Origin of the sequence: Ohtaekwangia kribbensis (genome assembly GCF_042676245.1) — a bacterium.
GTDB classification, from domain to species: Bacteria; Bacteroidota; Bacteroidia; order Cytophagales; family Cyclobacteriaceae; genus Ohtaekwangia; species Ohtaekwangia kribbensis.
The window spans coordinates 188,070-207,908 of sequence record NZ_JBHTKA010000016.1 but is presented as its reverse complement, the minus strand read 5'-3'; the positions used below and the strand labels follow the sequence as shown (position 1 = coordinate 207,908).

Annotated in this window: 11 protein-coding genes; 3 read left to right on the top strand and 8 right to left on the bottom strand. The window is 45.4% G+C overall.

The window, feature by feature from the left end; translation table 11 throughout:
- Nucleotides 1–99: 99 nt before the first annotated feature.
- The 3 genes from ACFQ21_RS29415 to ACFQ21_RS29405 form a co-directional block, all read right to left on the bottom strand.
- Complete coding sequence (locus ACFQ21_RS29415) at nucleotides 100–1,719, bottom strand: endo-1,4-beta-xylanase (RefSeq protein WP_377586226.1); 1,620 nt, start codon at nucleotides 1,717–1,719, stop codon at nucleotides 100–102.
- A gap of 66 nt (nucleotides 1,720–1,785) precedes the next feature.
- On the bottom strand, nucleotides 1,786–3,603 hold the full coding sequence (locus tag ACFQ21_RS29410) for a RagB/SusD family nutrient uptake outer membrane protein (RefSeq protein ID WP_377586224.1): 1,818 nt from the start codon (nucleotides 3,601–3,603) through the stop codon (nucleotides 1,786–1,788).
- Nucleotides 3,604–3,690: 87 nt separating this feature from the next.
- A complete protein-coding gene (locus ACFQ21_RS29405) occupies nucleotides 3,691–6,858 on the bottom strand; it encodes a SusC/RagA family TonB-linked outer membrane protein (RefSeq protein WP_377586222.1) in 3,168 nt (1,055 codons plus the stop codon).
- Nucleotides 6,859–7,173: 315 nt separating this feature from the next.
- Between ACFQ21_RS29405 and ACFQ21_RS29400 the strand changes: the two genes are divergently transcribed.
- From ACFQ21_RS29400 to ACFQ21_RS29390, 3 genes are read left to right on the top strand one after another with little or no spacing between them, the layout of a single operon-like run.
- On the top strand, nucleotides 7,174–8,208 hold the full coding sequence (locus tag ACFQ21_RS29400; RefSeq protein ID WP_377586220.1) for a LacI family DNA-binding transcriptional regulator: 1,035 nt from the start codon (nucleotides 7,174–7,176) through the stop codon (nucleotides 8,206–8,208).
- A gap of 22 nt (nucleotides 8,209–8,230) precedes the next feature.
- Complete coding sequence (locus ACFQ21_RS29395; RefSeq protein WP_377586218.1) at nucleotides 8,231–10,408, top strand: alpha-glucuronidase family glycosyl hydrolase; 2,178 nt, start codon at nucleotides 8,231–8,233, stop codon at nucleotides 10,406–10,408.
- Nucleotides 10,409–10,439: 31 nt separating this feature from the next.
- A complete protein-coding gene (locus ACFQ21_RS29390) occupies nucleotides 10,440–11,192 on the top strand; it encodes an SDR family NAD(P)-dependent oxidoreductase (protein WP_377586216.1) in 753 nt (250 codons plus the stop codon).
- A gap of 346 nt (nucleotides 11,193–11,538) precedes the next feature.
- Here the strand turns inward: ACFQ21_RS29390 and ACFQ21_RS29385 are convergent, their stop codons facing one another.
- The 5 genes from ACFQ21_RS29385 to ACFQ21_RS29365 form a co-directional block, all read right to left on the bottom strand.
- Nucleotides 11,539–12,318 carry a glycoside hydrolase family 16 protein gene (locus ACFQ21_RS29385; RefSeq protein ID WP_377586214.1) on the bottom strand — a complete coding sequence of 260 codons (780 nt, stop codon included), beginning with the start codon at nucleotides 12,316–12,318 and terminating at the stop codon, nucleotides 11,539–11,541.
- Between the two features lie 90 nt (nucleotides 12,319–12,408).
- Entirely contained in the window at nucleotides 12,409–13,533 is a 1,125-nt protein-coding gene (locus ACFQ21_RS29380) for a glycoside hydrolase family 16 protein (protein ID WP_377586212.1), read from the bottom strand.
- Nucleotides 13,534–13,619: 86 nt separating this feature from the next.
- On the bottom strand, nucleotides 13,620–15,041 hold the full coding sequence (locus ACFQ21_RS29375; RefSeq protein ID WP_377586210.1) for a PKD domain-containing protein: 1,422 nt from the start codon (nucleotides 15,039–15,041) through the stop codon (nucleotides 13,620–13,622).
- 20 nt (nucleotides 15,042–15,061) lie between these two features.
- Nucleotides 15,062–16,543 carry a RagB/SusD family nutrient uptake outer membrane protein gene (locus ACFQ21_RS29370; RefSeq protein ID WP_377586208.1) on the bottom strand — a complete coding sequence of 494 codons (1,482 nt, stop codon included), beginning with the start codon at nucleotides 16,541–16,543 and terminating at the stop codon, nucleotides 15,062–15,064.
- A 4-nt stretch (nucleotides 16,544–16,547) separates the two neighbouring features.
- On the bottom strand, nucleotides 16,548–19,631 hold the full coding sequence (locus tag ACFQ21_RS29365) for a SusC/RagA family TonB-linked outer membrane protein (RefSeq protein WP_377586206.1): 3,084 nt from the start codon (nucleotides 19,629–19,631) through the stop codon (nucleotides 16,548–16,550).
- Nucleotides 19,632–19,839: the final 208 nt, after the last annotated feature.

Here is a 19,839-nt window from a genome sequence, read left to right as displayed (position 1 = left end):
GATGCGTTACGATTAAAAAATGGCAAGATCATTTTTCAGATCTTGCCATTTACCAGTATAGCTTACAGGCTGTTCGGTAATACTATAAATATATAAATATTACTGTGCTTTAAGTGCCTGCAACACTCCGGAATATGCCGGTTTCTTATTATAGTTTGTATCGAACAGCAACGGAGCTTCGATTTTATTCTGCACCGTTACATACCAGCTGTCTTTATCCGAAACGCCCCAGATCGTTATACCATGGCGTTGCGCTGCCGGTACATGTTTGAGGTATGACTCCACCACATACTGGTACATCACGGCCTGATATGAAAGTGCATACGGATTGAGACTGGTATCAAAATTAGCTTTGTCCAATGGATTAGCGCGTACATCAAGTTCTGATACACGCACAAGTAATCCGGTAGCAGCCAGTTTCTGGAAAGCCTGATCTATACCAGCGTACGAAGTGTTGATGTTGATGTGCATCTGCGTTCCTATACCATCGATCTTCGCACCTTTCGCACGAAGCTCTTCTACATAGGCGATCAGTGAATCAACCTTCACGCTGTTTGCCTCGAGGTTGTAATCATTTATAAAAAGTAACGCATCCGGATCGGCAGCTTCTGCATATTGAAATGCTTTCAAGGCCCAGTCTCTGCCAAGATAATCCGACCAGAAGAATATATCCGTTGCATCAGCATCTACAGTCGTGTTGGCACTGGTGCGCAATCCGCTGTTGCCATCGGCCATCGCTTCGTTCACAACATCCCACGCTTTTACTTCACCTTTATAGTGTGTTACGGTTTCGGTAATAAAGTTCTCCATGGCATTGCTTACAGCTTCTACCAACGCATCCCCTACAGGCGCTTCGCCTGCAGCAGCATCGATCACCGTAACATCATCGATATAGTATGTGTTGGCTGTACTACCCACATCGAACAAGATGCGTGTTTGCGCATCCTTGGCAGGTATAGTCCAGCTGATTTTCGACCATTCTGTTGAAATGTTATAGTTAGCAGAATACTGTGCCGTTGTTCCGGTTGATACACGCATTACACCGCCTGCGTTCGCTGACTTGATCCAGAAAGAAATTTTGTACTGCGTGTCAACAGTCGTATTAAAAAGATCGCTCGCCATCTGTACATTCCACGGATTTCCGTTCGCGGCTACTATAACTTTTAGTGAACGCGCACCTCCGTGTACTTCACTTGTACCGGTGCCTTGTACCAGCGAAGCAGCACCATTCCATTTTCCCCAGTTGGTAAAGTTATCGCCGCTGCCAGCTTCGAAGTCTCCGTTCAGCAGGAGATTTACCGGGTCAGAACCTGCACCACCACCGACAACAGTTTTCAGGTAGGTTGCATTTTGATTCTGGTGCCATCCCAATGTATGTCCGAACACTTCAACACCTGCAGCTTTCGCAGCATCGTATAATGCATCGGCTCTTGTAAAATCAATAGCCCCCTCGTTGTCTACCAGTGCACCGTGTTTCATTTCGTAACCAAATGTAGTGCTGTTAGCTTCCGTTGCTACTACATTTTTATAGGCAGCATCAGTCATGAAGGGTGTATAATCTATCGCTATACCGATCGGGAAATCGGCAGTACTTTTCAGTGGTCCTTCCGTATCGGTAAAATTACCTTGCGCCTGTATATTGATCGGATCTGGCTCGCAGGAGTACATTCCGGCAGCGCACGCGAGCAGCACCATGGGTATAAATCTGAAATTCTTCATAGTATATATCGTTTCTGTAAAGCCGGTATAGGGCCCGGCAAATAGGTATATAGGTATAGCATCATATTAATATCCGGAGTTCTGATATTTGGCTTTATCAGGATCGGATATAGCATCCAGCTGACTCTGCGGAATCGGCCGCAGGGTATGGAATGCTTTGATGTTTACCGATTGTGGATTATGTGCTGATGCACGCTCAATAAGTTTACCGCGCACCGCCAGGTCTATCCATCTCAGACCTTCTCCACAAAGTTCGCGGCTGCGTTCATCGAGTATAAAATCAAGATTGATTGCAGATGCGTCTACTTTTATTTTATCATAGCGTGATGTAATCTCTTCAGCCGAGAGTCCCGGGCGATAAGCAGCGCGTAACTTCAACACGTTGATAAGTGTTGCTGCAGCATCAGTCTGTCCTATTTGCATAGCGGCTTCTGCAGCCAGCAGGTATGTCTCCGAAAGCTTGCTTACGGCAAACGGGCGACCGGATGCATCATTGAAGTTAGCGCGTTGTATAGCGTCAAACTTTTTAATGCTCGGGTATACCTGGAAGGTAGCGTTACTTGCCGTGTAAAAATCTTTAGGACCTACAATGAGATAATGTTTTTTCTTATCGCCCGTAAGCGCCTTCAAGGACTCTGCTATAGCATCGGTCTTCGTCAGATATATAGCGGTATCACCAAGTTCGAGTCCCATCCCTGCCAGGTGATTCACATAGGTGTCATACGCAGCAGTACCTTCTTCTTCCCAGGTATCGGCAAGCCACACCATGCGGAATGAATTATCAAAACGACTATCATTCAGTTTATCCGAAAACGCTGTATTGAACAACCACTTTGTAGGCGCAAAACGTCTTAGCGGACGACCATACTGCAACACGCGTGAGGTAAATAATGATTTACCGCGAAGGTCTGCGTTATAATAAGTGGCAGGCACGGCCTGTTGATAGTTACAGTTATACATGTTGTTAGCCTGGTTCGCTTTGTTGGCAAAGTCTGTTCCGGGACTACCGATTTCGTTCGCTGCATTGTTCAGTGGCAAACGCTCTACCGAATACAGGATCTCTTTGTTATAGTCGTTGCCTTCTTTGTTCACGTCACCATAGTCTGCCAACAAACCAACGCCATAGGTTGCCTGGTTATCGATAAGCTTTCGGGCGGTGGTATATGCGTTCTGAAAATCGTTGCCATCTGCTGCTGCAGAATATCCGCGATGCAGATATACTTTGGCAAGCAAGTGTAGTGCAGCTGATTTCGAAAGTCTGAAGGCTGCCACCGGACGTTGATCGGGAAGATTCTCGCTCGCGAAGGTGAGATCATCAATCATCGCCTGGTAATTCTTTACCAACAACTCTTCTACCGGCAGACGATAAAATTCTGTAGTAGGTTCTGTATTGAATTTCAGTTCACCTGAACCTAAATCCAAGGGCACTGCTCCGAATTGAGACACTAACAGGAAGTAATAGTTTGCACGCAGGTACCGCGCTTCGGCTACCAGTGTATTTTTTTCACCTTCCGCCATCTCTACACCCGGTGCTATATCTACCACAGCGTTACACAGGTTGATGTGCCAGTAGTTACGGTTCCATGGTGTAAGTATAGAGCCATCGGTAGTCGTTACATTGTATACATTCAAATCCTGGTTCAGGGCCTGATCTCCGTTAGACCATTCGTCTGTCCCGAAAGCTGTAATGTCCAATGCACCTACCGGACCATAATTATAGCGCATGCCGGCATACGCGGCTACTACGGCACTATTCAATCCTTCTTCCGATTCAAAGTACTGCGTAGTAAAGGCAGTATACGGATGCTCGTCCAGTACCTCGTTACATCCGGGCACGAGCAGTGCCGTAATGCATATCAAAAATATTTTACTGATTGATTTCATGTGAAGATGTTTTTTGATTATCAAAAGCGATGAACCCTTTTTTACACTATATTTCTATAGCAGGTTTCATACAAGCCATGGTATATATCAGAAGGTTAAATTTATACCGAGTATATAGGACCGTGTAGGCGGAGTGCTGGTAGCTACTGTAAGCGCACGAGCCGGAATGTTACCACCATTCTGAACAAAGCCTGCTGTTCCCGTTCCGGTTGCTTCCGGATCTACTCCGCCTGCTTTCATGTATGGCGAGAAGAGTACAAATGGATTCTGTACCGTTGTATATATCCGTACGGAATGCGCTCCGATCTTGCTCAATACACTGCTTGGTAATGTATAGCCCAGGTTTATACTTCTGATCTTTACAAATGTAGCATCGTAGTAACCGAGCGTTGTCCACGCGTTGCCGGCATTCGGAGGTGTGATTCTCGTAGATGGCATTGGGAAATCGTTGGTAGGGTTGGTCGGTGTCCAATAATCTACTTTCAAACCGCTGCGTTTACCATCAAGGTTGGTAAGATATGCAGCGGTTGGCTGATGTATACCGCTGATAATGGTTCCGCCAATGCGCGCATAGGTAACAAACGAGAAATCAAAACCTTTATACTTGAAACGGTTGGTTATACCGCCCTGCCATTTAGCCTGGCCACTTCCTATAACTTTACGATCGTTATCCGGATCGATGTTTCCATCCGGTACACCTTCTGGTCCGCTAATGTCACGGATCTTCAACTGGCCCGGCACTTGTCCATATACGGCTGCTTCATCCGCCTCATCGAGTTGCCATATACCGAGTTTTTCGTAGTCATATATAGCACTCAACGGATGGCCTATATGCAGACCGCTGGCGATGTTGCGCTGGAAACCATCCTGCAGGTATAACAATTTGTTCCGGTTCCAGAATACATTTATATCCGAGCTCCAGCTAAATCCACTCTGTGTTTCTACGTTCACAGACGTAAGCGAGATCTCCACACCTTTATTCTCCATGCGCCCGATGTTGGTAGCATATGTACCGGATACACCCGATGTTGGCGGCAATTGTAAATTATAAATGATGTTATGCGTTTGTGCATTATACCAGTCTATAGTACCGGTGATGCGATCATTCAGGAAACCGAAGTCAAGACCTATATTGGTTGTGCGGGTAAATTCCCAAACCAGTTTTTTACTTGGTATCGTACTTACATAATATCCTCCTTCAACATTCTCTCCGAAGTTATAAAGTATAGGAAGGTTCCGGTTCGTATTCCAGTCGGAGTTATAGATTAGGTTCGTTACACCTCCCAATGTAGCATACGGAGCCACGGCCTGGTTTGAAGTTTCACCCCAGCCTGCACGCACCTTCAGGTTTGAGACAACGTTGCTTATGTTTTCCATAAATGATTCCCTGATAACATTCCACCCCACTGATATAGCTGGGTATTGATGCCATCGGTCTGTAAGGCGAGAAGAACCATCGATACGACCGGTAAGTGTTAACAGGTATTTATCATCGTATGCATAGTTCACACGAAGCATATAGGACACCAGTCCCCAGGAAGTTTCGCTTCCACTGAGTGTAGCGAGGTTTGTTGTAGACTGATTGGACTGACCAAGGTTATAGAATTGAACGAAGTCCTGATCGATTGAATCTTTCGCTACATAGGTATTGTGCGTCTGATCTTTCTGTACACTGAAGAGTCCGGTTACACCTACTCTGTGTTTGTCCGCTATAGTCTTATCAAACATGAGCAAGTTCTCGAGGGTATATCCATAACCAACAGTATTATTTACACTCGCTGTATTTCCCTGCAGCGGACGGAAATAACTATCGCTTCCTCTGAACTGTGCGTTCTCTTCCTGGCGATAGTCAAGTCCTACATTGATTCTATACTTTAACGGATCGATGATCTTTACTTCAGCATATAAACTATTAAATGAACGAAGTCTGCGGATGCGATCTACCCAGTCATTGTCATTGCTCTTCAATAACAGCGGACTATAGGTGTTGGCCTGATCATCGAGGTTACCGGCTGGTGTTTTAATGATTTCACCCGCTGCATTATAGGCAGGCATCAACGGACTCAATGAAATTATATTGAACATCGGGTTGATGGATGAGCCATTGCGTGTGCTATAGGTATTCATACTGTTGAATCCTATTTTGATGCGTTCACCAATTTGCAGATCGTTGGTAAGACGAAGCGTAAGTCGACTGAAATCCTGGCCCGGTAAAACTGTTGTTTCTTTGAAATAACCACCGCCTACTGAATATTGACTCTTCTCTGTTCCTCCGGAAACGGTGAGGTTATGATCGGTGATATAGCCATTCTTATACATCAGGTCTTGCCAATCCGTAGAGCGACCCGTGTTGATCGATTCGATCTCTTCCGGCATATAGCCTCCGTTCCACGGAGATGTATCGCGCATCGCTCTATACTCAGCGGCATTGTATACCGGGTATTCGCGCGCTACTGAACTGATACCATAATACGAGTTGAGTGAAATACGATTCTCCCCGGGTGTTCCTCTTTTTGTTGTGATGAGGATAATACCATTGGCACCACGCGAACCATATATAGCCGTGGCCGATGCATCTTTCAATACTTCTACTGACTTAATCTCATCGGGGTTAATATCATTCAGGTTACCACCTTCGAAAGGTATACCATCCAATATAATAAGGGGATCGTTTGCTTCAGCGCTGCTCACCGAACGTTCACCACGAATACGGATTCTGGCTCCTGATCCGGGCGTACTGCCCACCCGTTGTATCTCAAGACCAGCCGCTCTTCCCTGTAATGCTAATTGCAGGTTTGCCACCGGTACTTCACTTAACATTTGCGAGTTGACAGAAACAACAGAACCGGTAACATCGGTCTTCTTCATTGTTCCGTAACCTACTACTACAATTTCACCGAGTGTCTCAATGTTTGGCAGCAGGTTTACGTTGATTACGGTTCTGCCACCGATCGCTTCTTCTTCGGTGAGGTAGCCGATGAATGAATATACCAGTACCTGCGGATCGTTTGATGCCGGTATATTTAAGGAGTAATTACCTTCCGCATCGGTCGTAGTTCCGGTGGTTGTATTCTTCAGAAGTATACTTACACCGGGCATGCCATTGTTACTTTCATCAGTTACTTTACCGGTAACAACGTTTTGTGCATGGGCTATTGAACTAAGAAAGACGCACAGCAGCAAGAGCCTTATCCGGACAGGACAGACAGACTTTCGCAGCGCTACATAATAGATTAGTAGAGCTTTTTGTTTCATAGGGTTATAGTTTAGTTGAGTATCGAAAACGTTTGCAGAAAAAAGACAAAAGAATCCCCTCTACCATCTGAAACCACCTCTTCAAGCTGTCTTCATCCGGAAATAATCATTGTTAAGACTAAGGTGAAATAATGATTTAAAAAATGCAACCGATTGCAAATATTTATTTAAACATCAAGCATTTTTCCGCAATTATGCTGATAATTGTAATGCAACCGATTTAATAAAATAATAACGTTGGTTGCGGTCTGTGTTGAATTAAGACCGGAGACAAATTGTATTTTGCATCGCTAAACTTTGCCCTCTACCAAATTCATGAACACGCAGAAAGAAATTACTATATATGACATAGCCGAAGCGCTCGATCTCTCGCCTGCTACGGTCAGTCGCGGTCTGAAAGATCACCCGGCTATTAAGAAGGACACTCGTAAAAAAATTCTTGACAAAGCTAAAGAGCTCGGATACCAGCAAAATCTTTTTGCCAGTAACCTGAGGCGAAGCCGAAGCAACACGATTGGTGTTATTGTACCGCGACTCAATAGTTACTTCATGTCGGCTGTGATTTCCGGTATGGAGAAGGTTGCTAATGCTGCCGGGTATAATCTCATCATCAGTCAATCGACAGAATCAAAAGAGAAAGAACTTGCCAACATCAAGACACTCTATAATAGCAGAGTGGATGGCTTGCTCGTTTCGTTGGCGTATGATTCGGAGGACATCAATCACTTTGACCTGTTCCTGAATAAAGGTATACCGCTTATATTCTTTGACCGTGTATTTGAACATCCGCGCTGTACCAGTATTGTTATTGACAACTATAAAGCCGGGTACGAAATTACGAGTCACCTGATCAGCCAGGGATGTAAACGCATTGCACATATTACGGGCAGTGTAATACGAAATGTATATGCCGATCGTCTGAAAGGATATCGCCATGCGTTAGTTGACAATTCTATACCGTATGATGAAAGTTTTGTGTTTCCTTGTAACCTGAGTGAACAAGCTGGTGCTGATGTAACACAACGGCTACTGGAAATGCCGGAATTACCCGATGGTGTGTTTGCTGCCAACGATACAACAGCAGTAAGCTGCATTCGTACACTCAAGCAAGCCGGTATAAAAATTCCCGAGCAGATTGCCGTAGCCGGATTCAACAACGACCCGCTTTCGAAAGTGATTGAGCCAAATCTCACTACGATGAATTATCCCGGACAAGAAATGGGTGAACTGGCAGCAGCTACACTCATTCGCAAACTGGATAATAAAGAAGGCACAAGTCTCAACACAATTGTATTACATCATAATATGATTGTACGCGAGTCTTCCCTGCGAAAAAAAATAAACCTATAGATCCACCTAAAGCCTGTATGCAATGATTCTATACCGATCGATGTTCCGTGTATTTCTTGCTATAGCGCTTTGCGTTAGCACAACCACCGTATATAGCGAAGATGGTTACCAGTTATGGCTCCGGTACAACAAGCTTACGGATGCCGCCACTATAAATCAGTATAAAGCATATACACAGGGGATTGTGCTGGAGAAAGAATCCCCAACATTACTTCTTGCGCGACAGGAGCTGCAACTGGCTTTGCAAGGTTTACTGCAGACTAAAGTTACATTCAGCAATACATTTCAGGGCGGTGGTATTATTATCGGTACACCTTCGTCATCTGGAATTATAGCCTCGCTCGCACTGTCGGATAAACTCAAAGCTACCGGTGATGAAGGTTTCGTAATCGTGCAAACACGCGTTAAAAACAAACCCTGCATAGTCATTTCTGCCAATAAAGATATAGGTGTACTTTACGGCACATTTCATTTTATACGATTGCTGCAAACACAGCAGCGTATCGAAAATATAGCAATCACCAGTGCACCGGCTATCAAACATCGTATACTCAACCATTGGGACAATCTGGACCGGACAGTGGAACGTGGCTATGCCGGTTTCTCGCTATGGGACTGGCACAGGCTTCCCGGCTATATTGATCAGCGGTATATTGACTATGCACGTGCCAATGCTTCTATTGGTATAAATGGCGCAGTACTCACTAACGTGAATGCGAATGCACAGATACTTACCGAACCCTATTTGAAAAAAGTAGCAGCACTTGCCAACGTATTTCGTCCTTACGGGATAAAGGTATATTTAACGGCCCGCTTCAGTGCACCGGTAGAGATTGGTGGGCTTTCTACGGCTGATCCGCTGGATGCCAATGTAAAAGCCTGGTGGAAGAAGAAGATAGATGAAATATATACCTATATCCCTGACTTTGGTGGCTTCACGGTAAAAGCCAATTCAGAAGGACAACCTGGCCCGCAAAATTACAATCGCAATCATGCCGATGGCGCTAATATGCTGGCAGAAGCCTTGGCTCCGCACAACGGTATTGTTATGTGGCGTGCGTTTGTGTATAGCAATGAAGTACCGGAAGATCGCGCGAAGCAGGCCTATAACGAATTTAAACCGCTGGACGGATCGTTTGCTAAAAATGTACTCGTACAGGTAAAGAATGGCCCTATAGATTTTCAACCGCGCGAACCGTTTCATCCGCTCTTCGGTGCTATGCCCAAGACTCCGTTGATGATGGAGTTTCAATTAACACAGGAGTATCTTGGCTTTGCCACACACTTGGTATACCTCGCTCCGTTATTTAAAGAATGTCTTGATGCCGATACCTATGCAAAAGGTAAAGGGTCTACTGTAGCACATGTTGTGGATGGATCACTTGAGAATCATTCACTCACCGGTATAGCAGGTGTCGCCAACATTGGTAACGATCGTAACTGGACCGGCCATCCTTTTGCGCAGGCGAACTGGTATGCATTAGGAAGACTCGCCTGGAATCCTTCCCTGTCATCTGAAACCGTTGCTGAAGAATGGATACGTGCTACGTTTACCAACAACGAAAAATCTGTGCATACATTGAAAGATATGATGCTCGCTTCACGTGAGGTAACCGTGCAGTATATGACTCCGCTCGGGTTGCATCACATTATGGGATGGAATCATCATTATGGTCCGGGGCCGTGGATCAAAGATAAACCGCGTGCGGATTGGACATCGGTATATTATCACCAGGCGGATGAAAATGGTATTGGATTCAACCGTACGGCCACCGGCAGCAAAGCACTTTTACAGTACACTCCGGAAGTGCAGAAGATATATAGTTCACTCGAGAACTGCCCGGAAGAATATTTACTCTGGTATCATCACGTTCCCTGGAATTACAAAATGAAATCGGGACGAACGCTTTGGGATGAATTGTGCCATCGTTATTACCAGGGTGCCGATTCGGTTCGCAGAATGCAGCAGCAGTGGAGCACATTGAAAGGTATAGTAGATGAAGAACGCTTTCAGCAAGTAAGTAGTCTGATCAGTATACAACATCAGGAAGCCATCTGGTGGAGAAATGCATGTGTACTATACTTTCAGACATTCTCCAAGAAAGATATACCTTCCGGACTGGAAAAACCGGATCAGTCACTATCCTATTATCAAAGCCTTGAGTTTCCGTTCGCGCCAGGTATAAAGCCGAAGTGGTAAACGTAAACGCTTACATCTCTTTAACGTATTCATGAAAAAAACAACAACCAACAAAATTGCTATTGTAACGGGAGGCGGCTCAGGACTCGGGTTAGCCATTGCACATAAATTTGTTCAGCAGAACATCCGTACCATCATTACCGGACGCAACGAAGAAAAGCTAAACGAAGCTGCAAAAGAACTGGGGCCATTATGTATACCGCTCGCTTTTGATATCACCAACCTCTCCATCATTCCACAAAAAGTAAAATATATAGCAGATACCTATGGAACGATTGATATACTCGTGAACAATGCCGGTATCAATATGAAGAAAGACCTGGTGGATGTAACGGACGAAGAATTTCAAACGATACTGCAGACCAACGTGCTCGGTGTATTTGTAATCACGCGTGAAGCAGCAAAAGTTATGCTGGCCCAGAAGAGCGGATCAATCATCAACATCAGCTCGATGGCATCACAATATGGTATACCGAAAGTGATTGCCTATACCGCTTCCAAAAGTGCCATCGAAGGAATGACGCGTGCTATGGCCGTTGAACTCTCACCATCCAACATCCGGATAAATTGTATAGCGCCCGGCTTCATTGAGACACAAATGTCAGCGAAGGCACTCAACAGCGATCCCGAACGAAAAGAAAAAGTCTTAAAACGCACGCCCATGGCGAAACTCGGTATACCCCGCGATGTAGCCAACGCAGCCTACTTCTTCGCCTCCGAAGAATCATCGTTCGTAACCGGAACCATACTGCCGGTGGATGGCGGGAACTCGATTGGGTTTTGAGAGGCTGCTGGCTGCTGGAAAGAGACAACTGAGTTGAACTGTGAGCTTTTGGCTGCGAGTAGGGTTTCGTTTAGTGAAACGTTTTGATTTGGTGGCCTATATATAGCTGCTAGTTACTGGTTGCAGGGGAAACTGCAACCAGTGACTTGCAATAAAACAGCTAACAACCACAAGCCTGTAACGAAAAATCGTATCCAGTGATTATACCTGAATATACCTATATCAATATCGTTGCTATTAAACGAAACGTAAATTCAGCAAATCTCAACTAGCAGCTCGCAGCCAGAACCAGCAGCTGACTACAGAAAATCTATTTTTAACCAACTTACGTAGCGTGTACAACCACCTATTGGTAAACACGCACATAGTCTACTTCCATGCGCTGCGGCCAGATGTTCTCATCTACGCCTTGCTTTCCGCCCCAGTTGCCGCCTACGGCTATGTTCATGATGAGGTAGAAAGGTTCATCGAAGGGCCAGCCTTTGAAGTCGTCTTTGGGATCGCGGGTTACGGTGTGGTATACTTTATCGTCTACTCCGAATGCAATTTTATCGGTGGTCCAATCTATAGTATAAATGTGGAATGTATCCTGTGCATCGGCAATGGTGATCATGCCTTCTTTCTGAGTTTGCTTGATGTGGTTGTAGGCTTCGGTATGAATCGTGCCGTGTACAACACCGGGATCGTAGCCCACATGCTCCATGATATCAATCTCTCCACTTGCCGGCCACGGACCGTATTTCCATTCAGTCGGTAACATCCATATAGCAGGCCACGTGCCTTTGCCGCGCGGTAACTTTGCACGCACTTCGATGCGGGCATGTTTCCAGTCGCCTTTCTTTTTTGAGACAATGCGCGAGGAAGTATAGGGCTTGCCTTCCAAAGAATCTTTATGGGCTTCAACAATCAGGTTGCCGTTCTCTACGCGAACGTTCTTTTCATGATTGGTGTAGTATTGCTGTTCGTTATTTCCCCAGCCGTTGTTGTCGCCCAGATCGTAATTCCATTTGGACGTATCGGGGGTTCCGGTATACTCGAACTCATCGCTCCAGACAAGTTGAGGGCTTTTTTTACACGCGGATACCAGGAGCATCAGGCATGCTGATGATATAAATAGCAATCGCATAATTTCTGTTTTAATAATAAGCTCCATCTATACCCGTGTCGAGTACGGGTATAGTATAGAGTATAATGATTTTAATCTCCGAACAAACTATTATTGGAATACCCGGATATAGTCTACGACCATGTGCTGCGGAAAAGATGTTGTTGCATCCGGACTGCCGGGCCACTTACCTCCTACCGCTACGTTGAATATGAAAAAGAACTTTGCGCGAAATTCACTGAGACCTTCCGGAGTTGTATCGATCGCGTTGAACTCAACATCGTCTACATACCAGGTAATTCTGGAAGCTGTCCACACGATCGAGAACACATGGAATTTATCATTGAAGATTCCACTGCTTAAGGTATATGAATCGGTGTGGCTTGCATACGCTCCGGCATTGTCCCAATGTACAGTGCCGTGTACAGTATTATCTTTACCGGTGCCGCCAACCAATTCCATAATGTCAGTCTCTCCACATTTCGGCCAACCTACGGTACTGAAGTTGTCACCCAGCATCCAGAGTGCAGGCCATATACCTTGTCCTTTTGGCAAAGCTGCCCGTATATCTATACGACCATACTGAAAAGACTTTTTGTCTTTTGTAATGAGGCGCGATGATGTATAGCTGCTGCCCATATAGTTCTCTTTCTTGGCAGTGATTACAAGATAACCATCTTTCACGCTTGTATTCTCCTTACGGTAATATTGCAATTCTTTGTTACCCCAGCCATCGGTTCCTGTGCCAGTCTCGTAACTCCAGTAGGCATCATTCAAGGTTGCTCCTTCAAACTCATCGTTCCATACCATTGTCATGCCGCTATAGCTTGTCGGTGTGGTATAGCCTGTCGCTGGTATAACTACTTCACCGTTGTTTGCAGAGCCTACGGTAACAGTTATCTGTTTTGTATCCAAGATAAAATCAGAAGACGTTACGTGTGCCTGCACCTTCACGATATAGTTACCAGACATTGTGTAGGTGTGAGTTGCTTTGCCATCGTTTACTTTTACCGGTGTCTCCGATGAGCTTTCGCCAAAGTATATCGTATAAAAATTTGTATTCGTTGCTGATGCCGTAACCGAAACCAGGCCCGTGCCGTTGTCACTCACCGTTACACTTACCTGCAGGTTTGAGGGCAACGTTAATGTCTGCTCTTCATCATCTCCTCCGCATCCTGTCATTACCATCATACCGAAAAGTATATAGGCGAATGCTGCTTTCAGTCTGTTTATCATGTCGGGTTTACCTTTATCCAAGTTTCAGAAAATTGTCCCGGGAACCAAACGTTCACCGGGACAATTCCTTCTATAAATTTATTTCATTATTCCTCCAGCAGTTCGAAATCGTCCAGGAAGAATATACCTCCTGTAAAGATCGCTTCACCACCAATTTGCACTACCACTTTATCAAAGTCTTCGCGAGTAGCATAGGCACTGAAATCGAACGTAAGTTCAAGCCACTTGTCAGTTTGCAGATTTTTCTGAATCACTTCGGCTTGTGTAGTATAAGCATTGCCACCCAACTCAGAGTTCTGCAATTTAACAGACACCTGCTTTTGCAGTGTATTGTACGATTGCCATGACTCACCACCGGTAGTAGTATAATCGTTATAGCTTGGTATAAATACTTTCAGTTTGAAAACATTGCGGGCACGAATATCCATTTTGTAATCGAGCTGCACCTGAACGTTTGCGTATTCACCCGCCTGTCCATTAGCCTTGGTATATTTACCTACTTTCGCAGATTGGTTGATCGGTACAGGAGCCGGGTTATCGTATGATACAATTGTACCCTGACCATCGTTCACGAATGTGAAGTTACCCTGGCCATCGAAGTTCTGGTATATATCTTCGATTTTATACTCGGGCGGATCAACCGGCTCCGTATATCCTTCCGGTATCAACCGAAGATACCATGCAAAGGCTGAGTTGGCAGCATCGGTAAAGCGCAACCAAAGCAGGTTCTCTTCCAGTGTCAGAATTTCATACGTGTTCACACCGGTATAATACCCAATGAAGCCACCCGTTGAAATATTCAGATACTGCTTACCATCTGTTTCCGACACAGACCATGTAAGACCGGCAGGTGCTGTAAACGGTGCTGTAAAGTCGCCCTTGTTCGAATATGATCCCGGGAAATTACTGGCTTGTTGTGTGTTGATGAACACATCCCCATTGGTAGTTTGCGTATAGGAGAAAGCTGCGAGCTTGAAGGTATATATATCATCGTACAAACCAGCTCCGTCTTTCTCGTTAGGACCGGCTTTATACCAGTCTGGAGTGCTTGTCGCAACAGGACCTAAGCCCAGGTGACCTGCCGTAACTTTATCAACCACCCAGCTTTTTCCTTCCGGCTTGCTGTTACCACCGGTCAGCATATTATATACCGGTATATCCAGCAGTGTAGGATCTGTTTCCGCTATATCAACGGTCTGGGTATGCGATATGCTTCCGCCAGCGGTATATACGGTAAGTGTTACGTTGTACGTTCCTTTCACCGGGAATGTACCTTTTACATTATCGCCTTGTCCGGTAGTACCGTTTCCAAAGTCCCATTTTTTCAGGAATGCGGACGAAGACGCTGTGAAGTTGATGATGTTATCATTCTCATTCGTAGGTGTAAATGTAAACGCGGCATCTGCTTCTGTCGGCACGGAAGCGAGTTCAGCCTCATCTTCCTTACAGGCCAGCAATAGCACCTGTATACTCAGTATCCAGAGGATGTTATAAATTAATTTCTTCATAAACTATATTTTCAAGTTTGTTAGTAACCATTGTTTTGACTCCATCCTGCACCGGAAAGATCAATCTCATCCTGCGGAATCGGGAACAACTCATTTTTGTTCGCCTGGAATCCTTGTATCTCCGTAGCAGCTCTGCCGGTACGCACCAGGTCGAAGAAGTGAAGTCCTTCACCGGAAAGCTCTACTCTGCGCTCGTGATATATAGCTTGCGTCAATGCTGCACCGGATACATTTACCGGGTCCATATCAACACGTGCCCGTACTTCATTGAGATACTGACGTGCCAGCGCATCGTTTGGTGAACCCTTGCGATTGTGTGCTTCAGCGGCCATCAACAATACATCAGCATAGCGAATTACCTTGTGGTTTACCGGACTGGTAAGGTCATCATCACCGGCACCAAGTTCATCGGCACGCTTCAGGTATTTATTGTTATAGTAGCCGGTGTGTCCACCACCACCAATTACGTACTTGACTTCCGATGGGTCTTCCTGCGCAGCTTTGAATGCTTCGATGTCGAGTATAGATGCTTCGAGGCGCGGGTCACCGTCTTCAAATTCATCTACCAGGTCTTGTGTCGGCAAGTTATAGCTGTTACCATCGCGATATATAGGGCCTTCGTAACCGCGTATACCGTGGAAGCCTACCGCTGCAAAACCTTCGAGACAAACAAAGCATCCGTAACCACCGCCTTCTATACCTACATACTCGATATCAAAAACTGTTTCCGGATTACCAATTTCGTTTTTTACGCGAAAGAGCGTGCTGAAATCTTCAAACAGATCATACGGTCCTTCGTTAATGACACGGTCCAGTACTTGTGCAGACTCTGTGAATTTATCCTGGTATAAATAAGCTTTACCCAGTAACGCAAGGGCTGCACCTTTGGTAATTCTTCCTTTTACGGTCGTTGTCCAATCGAGCGTTTCGCTTGCATAGATCAGATCCTTTTCGATCTGTGCATATACCTCGGCAGCCGGTGTGCGTTGCTGCGATGCAATCTCGCTTGATGAAAGACGCTTGTCTACGATCAATGGTACATCACCAAAGAACTTGACAAGCTCGAAGTAATAGTAGGCACGCAGAAAAGCAGCTTCCGCCAATATTCTGTCTTTACCATCAAACTCCAGTTTATCTTTATTTTCATAGATATAGTTTACGCGGGTGATACCGGTATACATCCAGCGGAATATACTGCGCAGTTCGTTGTTAACACCACCGTGTGTCATGGCATCAATCTGGTGCAAGCCTTCTGTATCGGTAACACTTTCACCACCGGCAATCGAGTTATCGGATGCAATCTCGCCAATCCAAACATCGAGGTATGATGTCTGCATCAGGTCGTATGCGCCCGTTAAAGCACGTTCGTAATCAGTCGGACTCTTAAAGAAATTATCAGCATCAATGGAATACTCCGGATCGATGTCTACATAATTATCGCAGCTCAGTGACATGAATGTTGTGGCTGCAACGAATATTGATGTTTTAAAGAAATTCTTCATCGGTTTAGAAATTTAGATTTAAACCAGCCATAAACGTTTTAGCCTGTGGATAGTAACCATAGTCTATACCTGACACCACCGGGTTGAACGTTGAGAAGTCTGGATCGTATCCTTTGTATTTAGTAAAGGTGGCGAGGTTGTTCGCGGCTACATATATTCTCAGCTTGCGTGCACCAATCTTTTCCGTAAGTGTGGTTGGCAATGTATAGCCTAACTGTATATTCTTGATACGCATGAACGAACCATCTTCAACAAAGTAATCGGATATCACTGCGTTGTTGTTTGCAGCGGTTGTAAGACGAGGATGTTCGTTTGTTGACCCGGGACCAGTCCAGCGTTCTAATTTATAGTTGAGCAGGTTTGCCAAAGGTTGCTGACGCTCGTAGTTACGCAGGATCTCGTTGCCGAGTGATGCATATAGTGTTGCCGAGAAATCAATGCCTTTGAAATTTACACCGAGGTTCAACCCCATAATTACATCCGGTATAGGTGAGCCGATCATCATCTTGTCACTATCATTACCAAAGTTGATGGCAGTACTTCCGTCTTTATCAACATAGCGAAGGTCGCCAGGCTGTGCGCCCGGTTGCGTTACACCACGCTCGGCAATCTCTTGTGCAGTCTGGTATACACCGTCTGTTTTATACCCGAAGAAATATCCCATCGGCTTGCCTACTTCCATACGTGTAGCAGTTCCGCCACCGACACCGAATGCACCGAACTCGTAGAAGTCAACACCTGCCGGTAATGCCGTTACTTCATTGCGTATTGTGGTCAGGTTGTAACCGATGTTGAAGCGGATGTCATCGCTTACTGTTGTGCTATAGTTGATCAACAATTCAAAACCACTGTTCTTCACATCACCACCGTTTACCCAGGGAGGACTGCTACCCGCACCGTAAGCTCCGGATATAGCAGAGATGTCGGGCTGGAACAGCAAGTCTTTTGTTTTCTTGATATAGTAGTCGGCAGTAATTTCGATCTGGCCGTTGAATAAATTCAGATCAACACCGATGTTCGTCTGGCGAGTGGTTTCCCATTTAAGATCCTGGTTACCGAGTGTACCAATAGCCACTCCGTTAACAAGCTGATCGTTGAACGGATATACACCTTCACCCCCCAGCAAAGCGCGGTAGCGGAAGAGACCAATCTTGTCGTTACCCGATACACCGTAGCTGGCACGCACTTTCATGAACTCGATCAGGTCTGTATTGAAGAATGATTCTTCTGATACAACCCACGCTGCTGATACTGCCGGGAAATAACCGAAGCGATTGTTCGCACCGAAGTTTGAAGAACCGTCTCTGCGAATGAGTGCGGAGAGTAAATATTTACTTCCATAACCATACTCTGCACGCAGGAAGTATGACTGAAGTCTCGTTTCATTCTGCCACGATGATGTGCTGTTAAGCAAGTTAGTACCATCGGTTGCCGATATATCAGCAAAGTCGTTTGAGTTATAGGGTACATTATAGCCTGTACCGGTGAGACTCTTATTTACATCCGCAAAGAGTGAAGTACCTAATGTAGCTTTTACTTTATGCAAATCCTGGAATGTACGGTCGTAGTTCAGGAAGGCTTCGAGGTTATAGTTGAAATACGAAGTGCGTGTTTCTACTACGTTGTTATAGATCGGTACTTCTACACCCGAAGCGATCTCGGTTGTGCGCGGATCTAGGTTTGCGTTAAGCGCGGTGTTTTGTGCTTTACCTGATCCGTAGTATACCAATGGATTGAAAGTCTTGTCGTCAACAATAGCATAATTATACCCGGCACGACCCGATAGTTGAAAGTGATTGTTGATCTTATAGGTAAGTTCTTCTTTCCCTACAATCTTGTTCACGCGCGACTCATTGAATGTATTTGAAATCTGAGCAAGCGGGTTGATTACTTCAGCAACGTCTTCGAGGAATGCATAATCACCTGTGCTGGTATACGGTGTTGCTACCGGTGATGCGTTGATCGTGTTGAAGAGTACAGACGATATACCATTCTCAGCGAGTGTCTTTCTTCTTTCATGTGTATAGAGCAACACATTTTGCAGCGTTAATTTCGGAGTGATGTCAGTCGTGAAATTCAACCGTGCATTGTAACGTCTGTAAGAAGCTTTATCACCTCCTACTATACCTTCCTGATCGAGGTACGAACCACCGATGGAATATGTACTCTTGTCAGAACCACCGTTTAGGTTCAAATTATAGTTTTGAATAGGGGCATCCTGAAATACTTCGTCCTGCCAGTCAGTTCCATTACCAAGATTTACATTGGCGAATGGAGGAGCCTGACCACCGGCTGCAAACGCTTCGTTCTTTAATACCGCGAACTCACGTGCCGACAACAGATCAAGTTTCTTGGTTGTTTGCTGAACACCGTAGTAGCCGCTGAACTCGAGGCTTGGCTTTGCATTCTTGCGTCCTTGTTTGGTAGTAACGATGATCACACCGTTCGCAGCACGCACACCATATATAGCAGCCGATGCGTCTTTCAACACGTTGATCGACTCTACATCGGAAGGGTTCAGCGCATTAAGACCGTCTGAAGAATACGGCACACCGTCAACCAATATCAACGGGTTGTTATCACCGTTAGTAGAAAGACCGCGGATGCGAATGTTCAGGCCACCACCCGGAGAACCGGATGCAGAAGAGATCTGCACACCCGAAGCCTGACCTTGCAACGCCTGGTCTATGCGCACCGGGTTCAGTGAAGTGAGCTTTTCTCCATTCACAACGGAAACCGATCCGGTCAACTCTTTCTGTGTCGTGGTTCCGTAACCAATTACCACAACTTCTTCCAGTGTTCTGGAGTCTGGAATAAGTTTCACATCAATACTTGTTCTTCCGCCTACAGGAATTTCCTGCGGTGTGTAACCGATAAAACTGAGTATCACAACGGCATCAGACGATACACTATTTAAGGAATACTCGCCATTTGCATCAGTCACTGTTCCCTGCGATGTTCCCTTAATAAGGACATTCACTCCGGGCAGTGGCTGGTCGTTTTCATCTGTCACCCGCCCTTTCAACAGGCTTTGGCCGTACCCGACCAGTGACAGCGTCATTAAGAGCGCCAGTAGTTTAGTTTTCATGCGTTAATTAGATTTGGTTAAAGTGCTCATGCATCTGTTTGCGGTATCTCAAAGTCCGAAAACGTTTGAATGCGCCAACAAACTTTGCAAGGATGGCGGCAGAATTCAATAATCCGACCCCAACAATACTACATCAACCTCGCCTACAAGGCTACATCAAAACTACATCACCCCGCCAGAAACTTTAATTTCAGTGGATTTCAAACGT

What these genes read in the sequence shown, in the direction of transcription:
- ACFQ21_RS29375 (WP_377586210.1), bottom strand. Translation starts at nt 15,041, where the DNA reads ATGAAGAAATTAATTTATAACATCCTCTGGATACTGAGTATACAGGTG.
- ACFQ21_RS29370 (WP_377586208.1), bottom strand. Translation starts at nt 16,543, where the DNA reads ATGAAGAATTTCTTTAAAACATCAATATTCGTTGCAGCCACAACATTC.
- ACFQ21_RS29395 (WP_377586218.1), top strand. Translation starts at nt 8,231, where the DNA reads ATGATTCTATACCGATCGATGTTCCGTGTATTTCTTGCTATAGCGCTT.
- ACFQ21_RS29400 (WP_377586220.1), top strand. Translation starts at nt 7,174, where the DNA reads ATGAACACGCAGAAAGAAATTACTATATATGACATAGCCGAAGCGCTC.
- ACFQ21_RS29405 (WP_377586222.1), bottom strand. Translation starts at nt 6,858, where the DNA reads ATGAAACAAAAAGCTCTACTAATCTATTATGTAGCGCTGCGAAAGTCT.
- ACFQ21_RS29390 (WP_377586216.1), top strand. Translation starts at nt 10,440, where the DNA reads ATGAAAAAAACAACAACCAACAAAATTGCTATTGTAACGGGAGGCGGC.
- ACFQ21_RS29365 (WP_377586206.1), bottom strand. Translation starts at nt 19,631, where the DNA reads ATGAAAACTAAACTACTGGCGCTCTTAATGACGCTGTCACTGGTCGGG.
- ACFQ21_RS29415 (WP_377586226.1), bottom strand. Translation starts at nt 1,719, where the DNA reads ATGAAGAATTTCAGATTTATACCCATGGTGCTGCTCGCGTGCGCTGCC.
- ACFQ21_RS29380 (WP_377586212.1), bottom strand. Translation starts at nt 13,533, where the DNA reads ATGATAAACAGACTGAAAGCAGCATTCGCCTATATACTTTTCGGTATG.
- ACFQ21_RS29410 (WP_377586224.1), bottom strand. Translation starts at nt 3,603, where the DNA reads ATGAAATCAATCAGTAAAATATTTTTGATATGCATTACGGCACTGCTC.
- ACFQ21_RS29385 (WP_377586214.1), bottom strand. Translation starts at nt 12,318, where the DNA reads ATGCGATTGCTATTTATATCATCAGCATGCCTGATGCTCCTGGTATCC.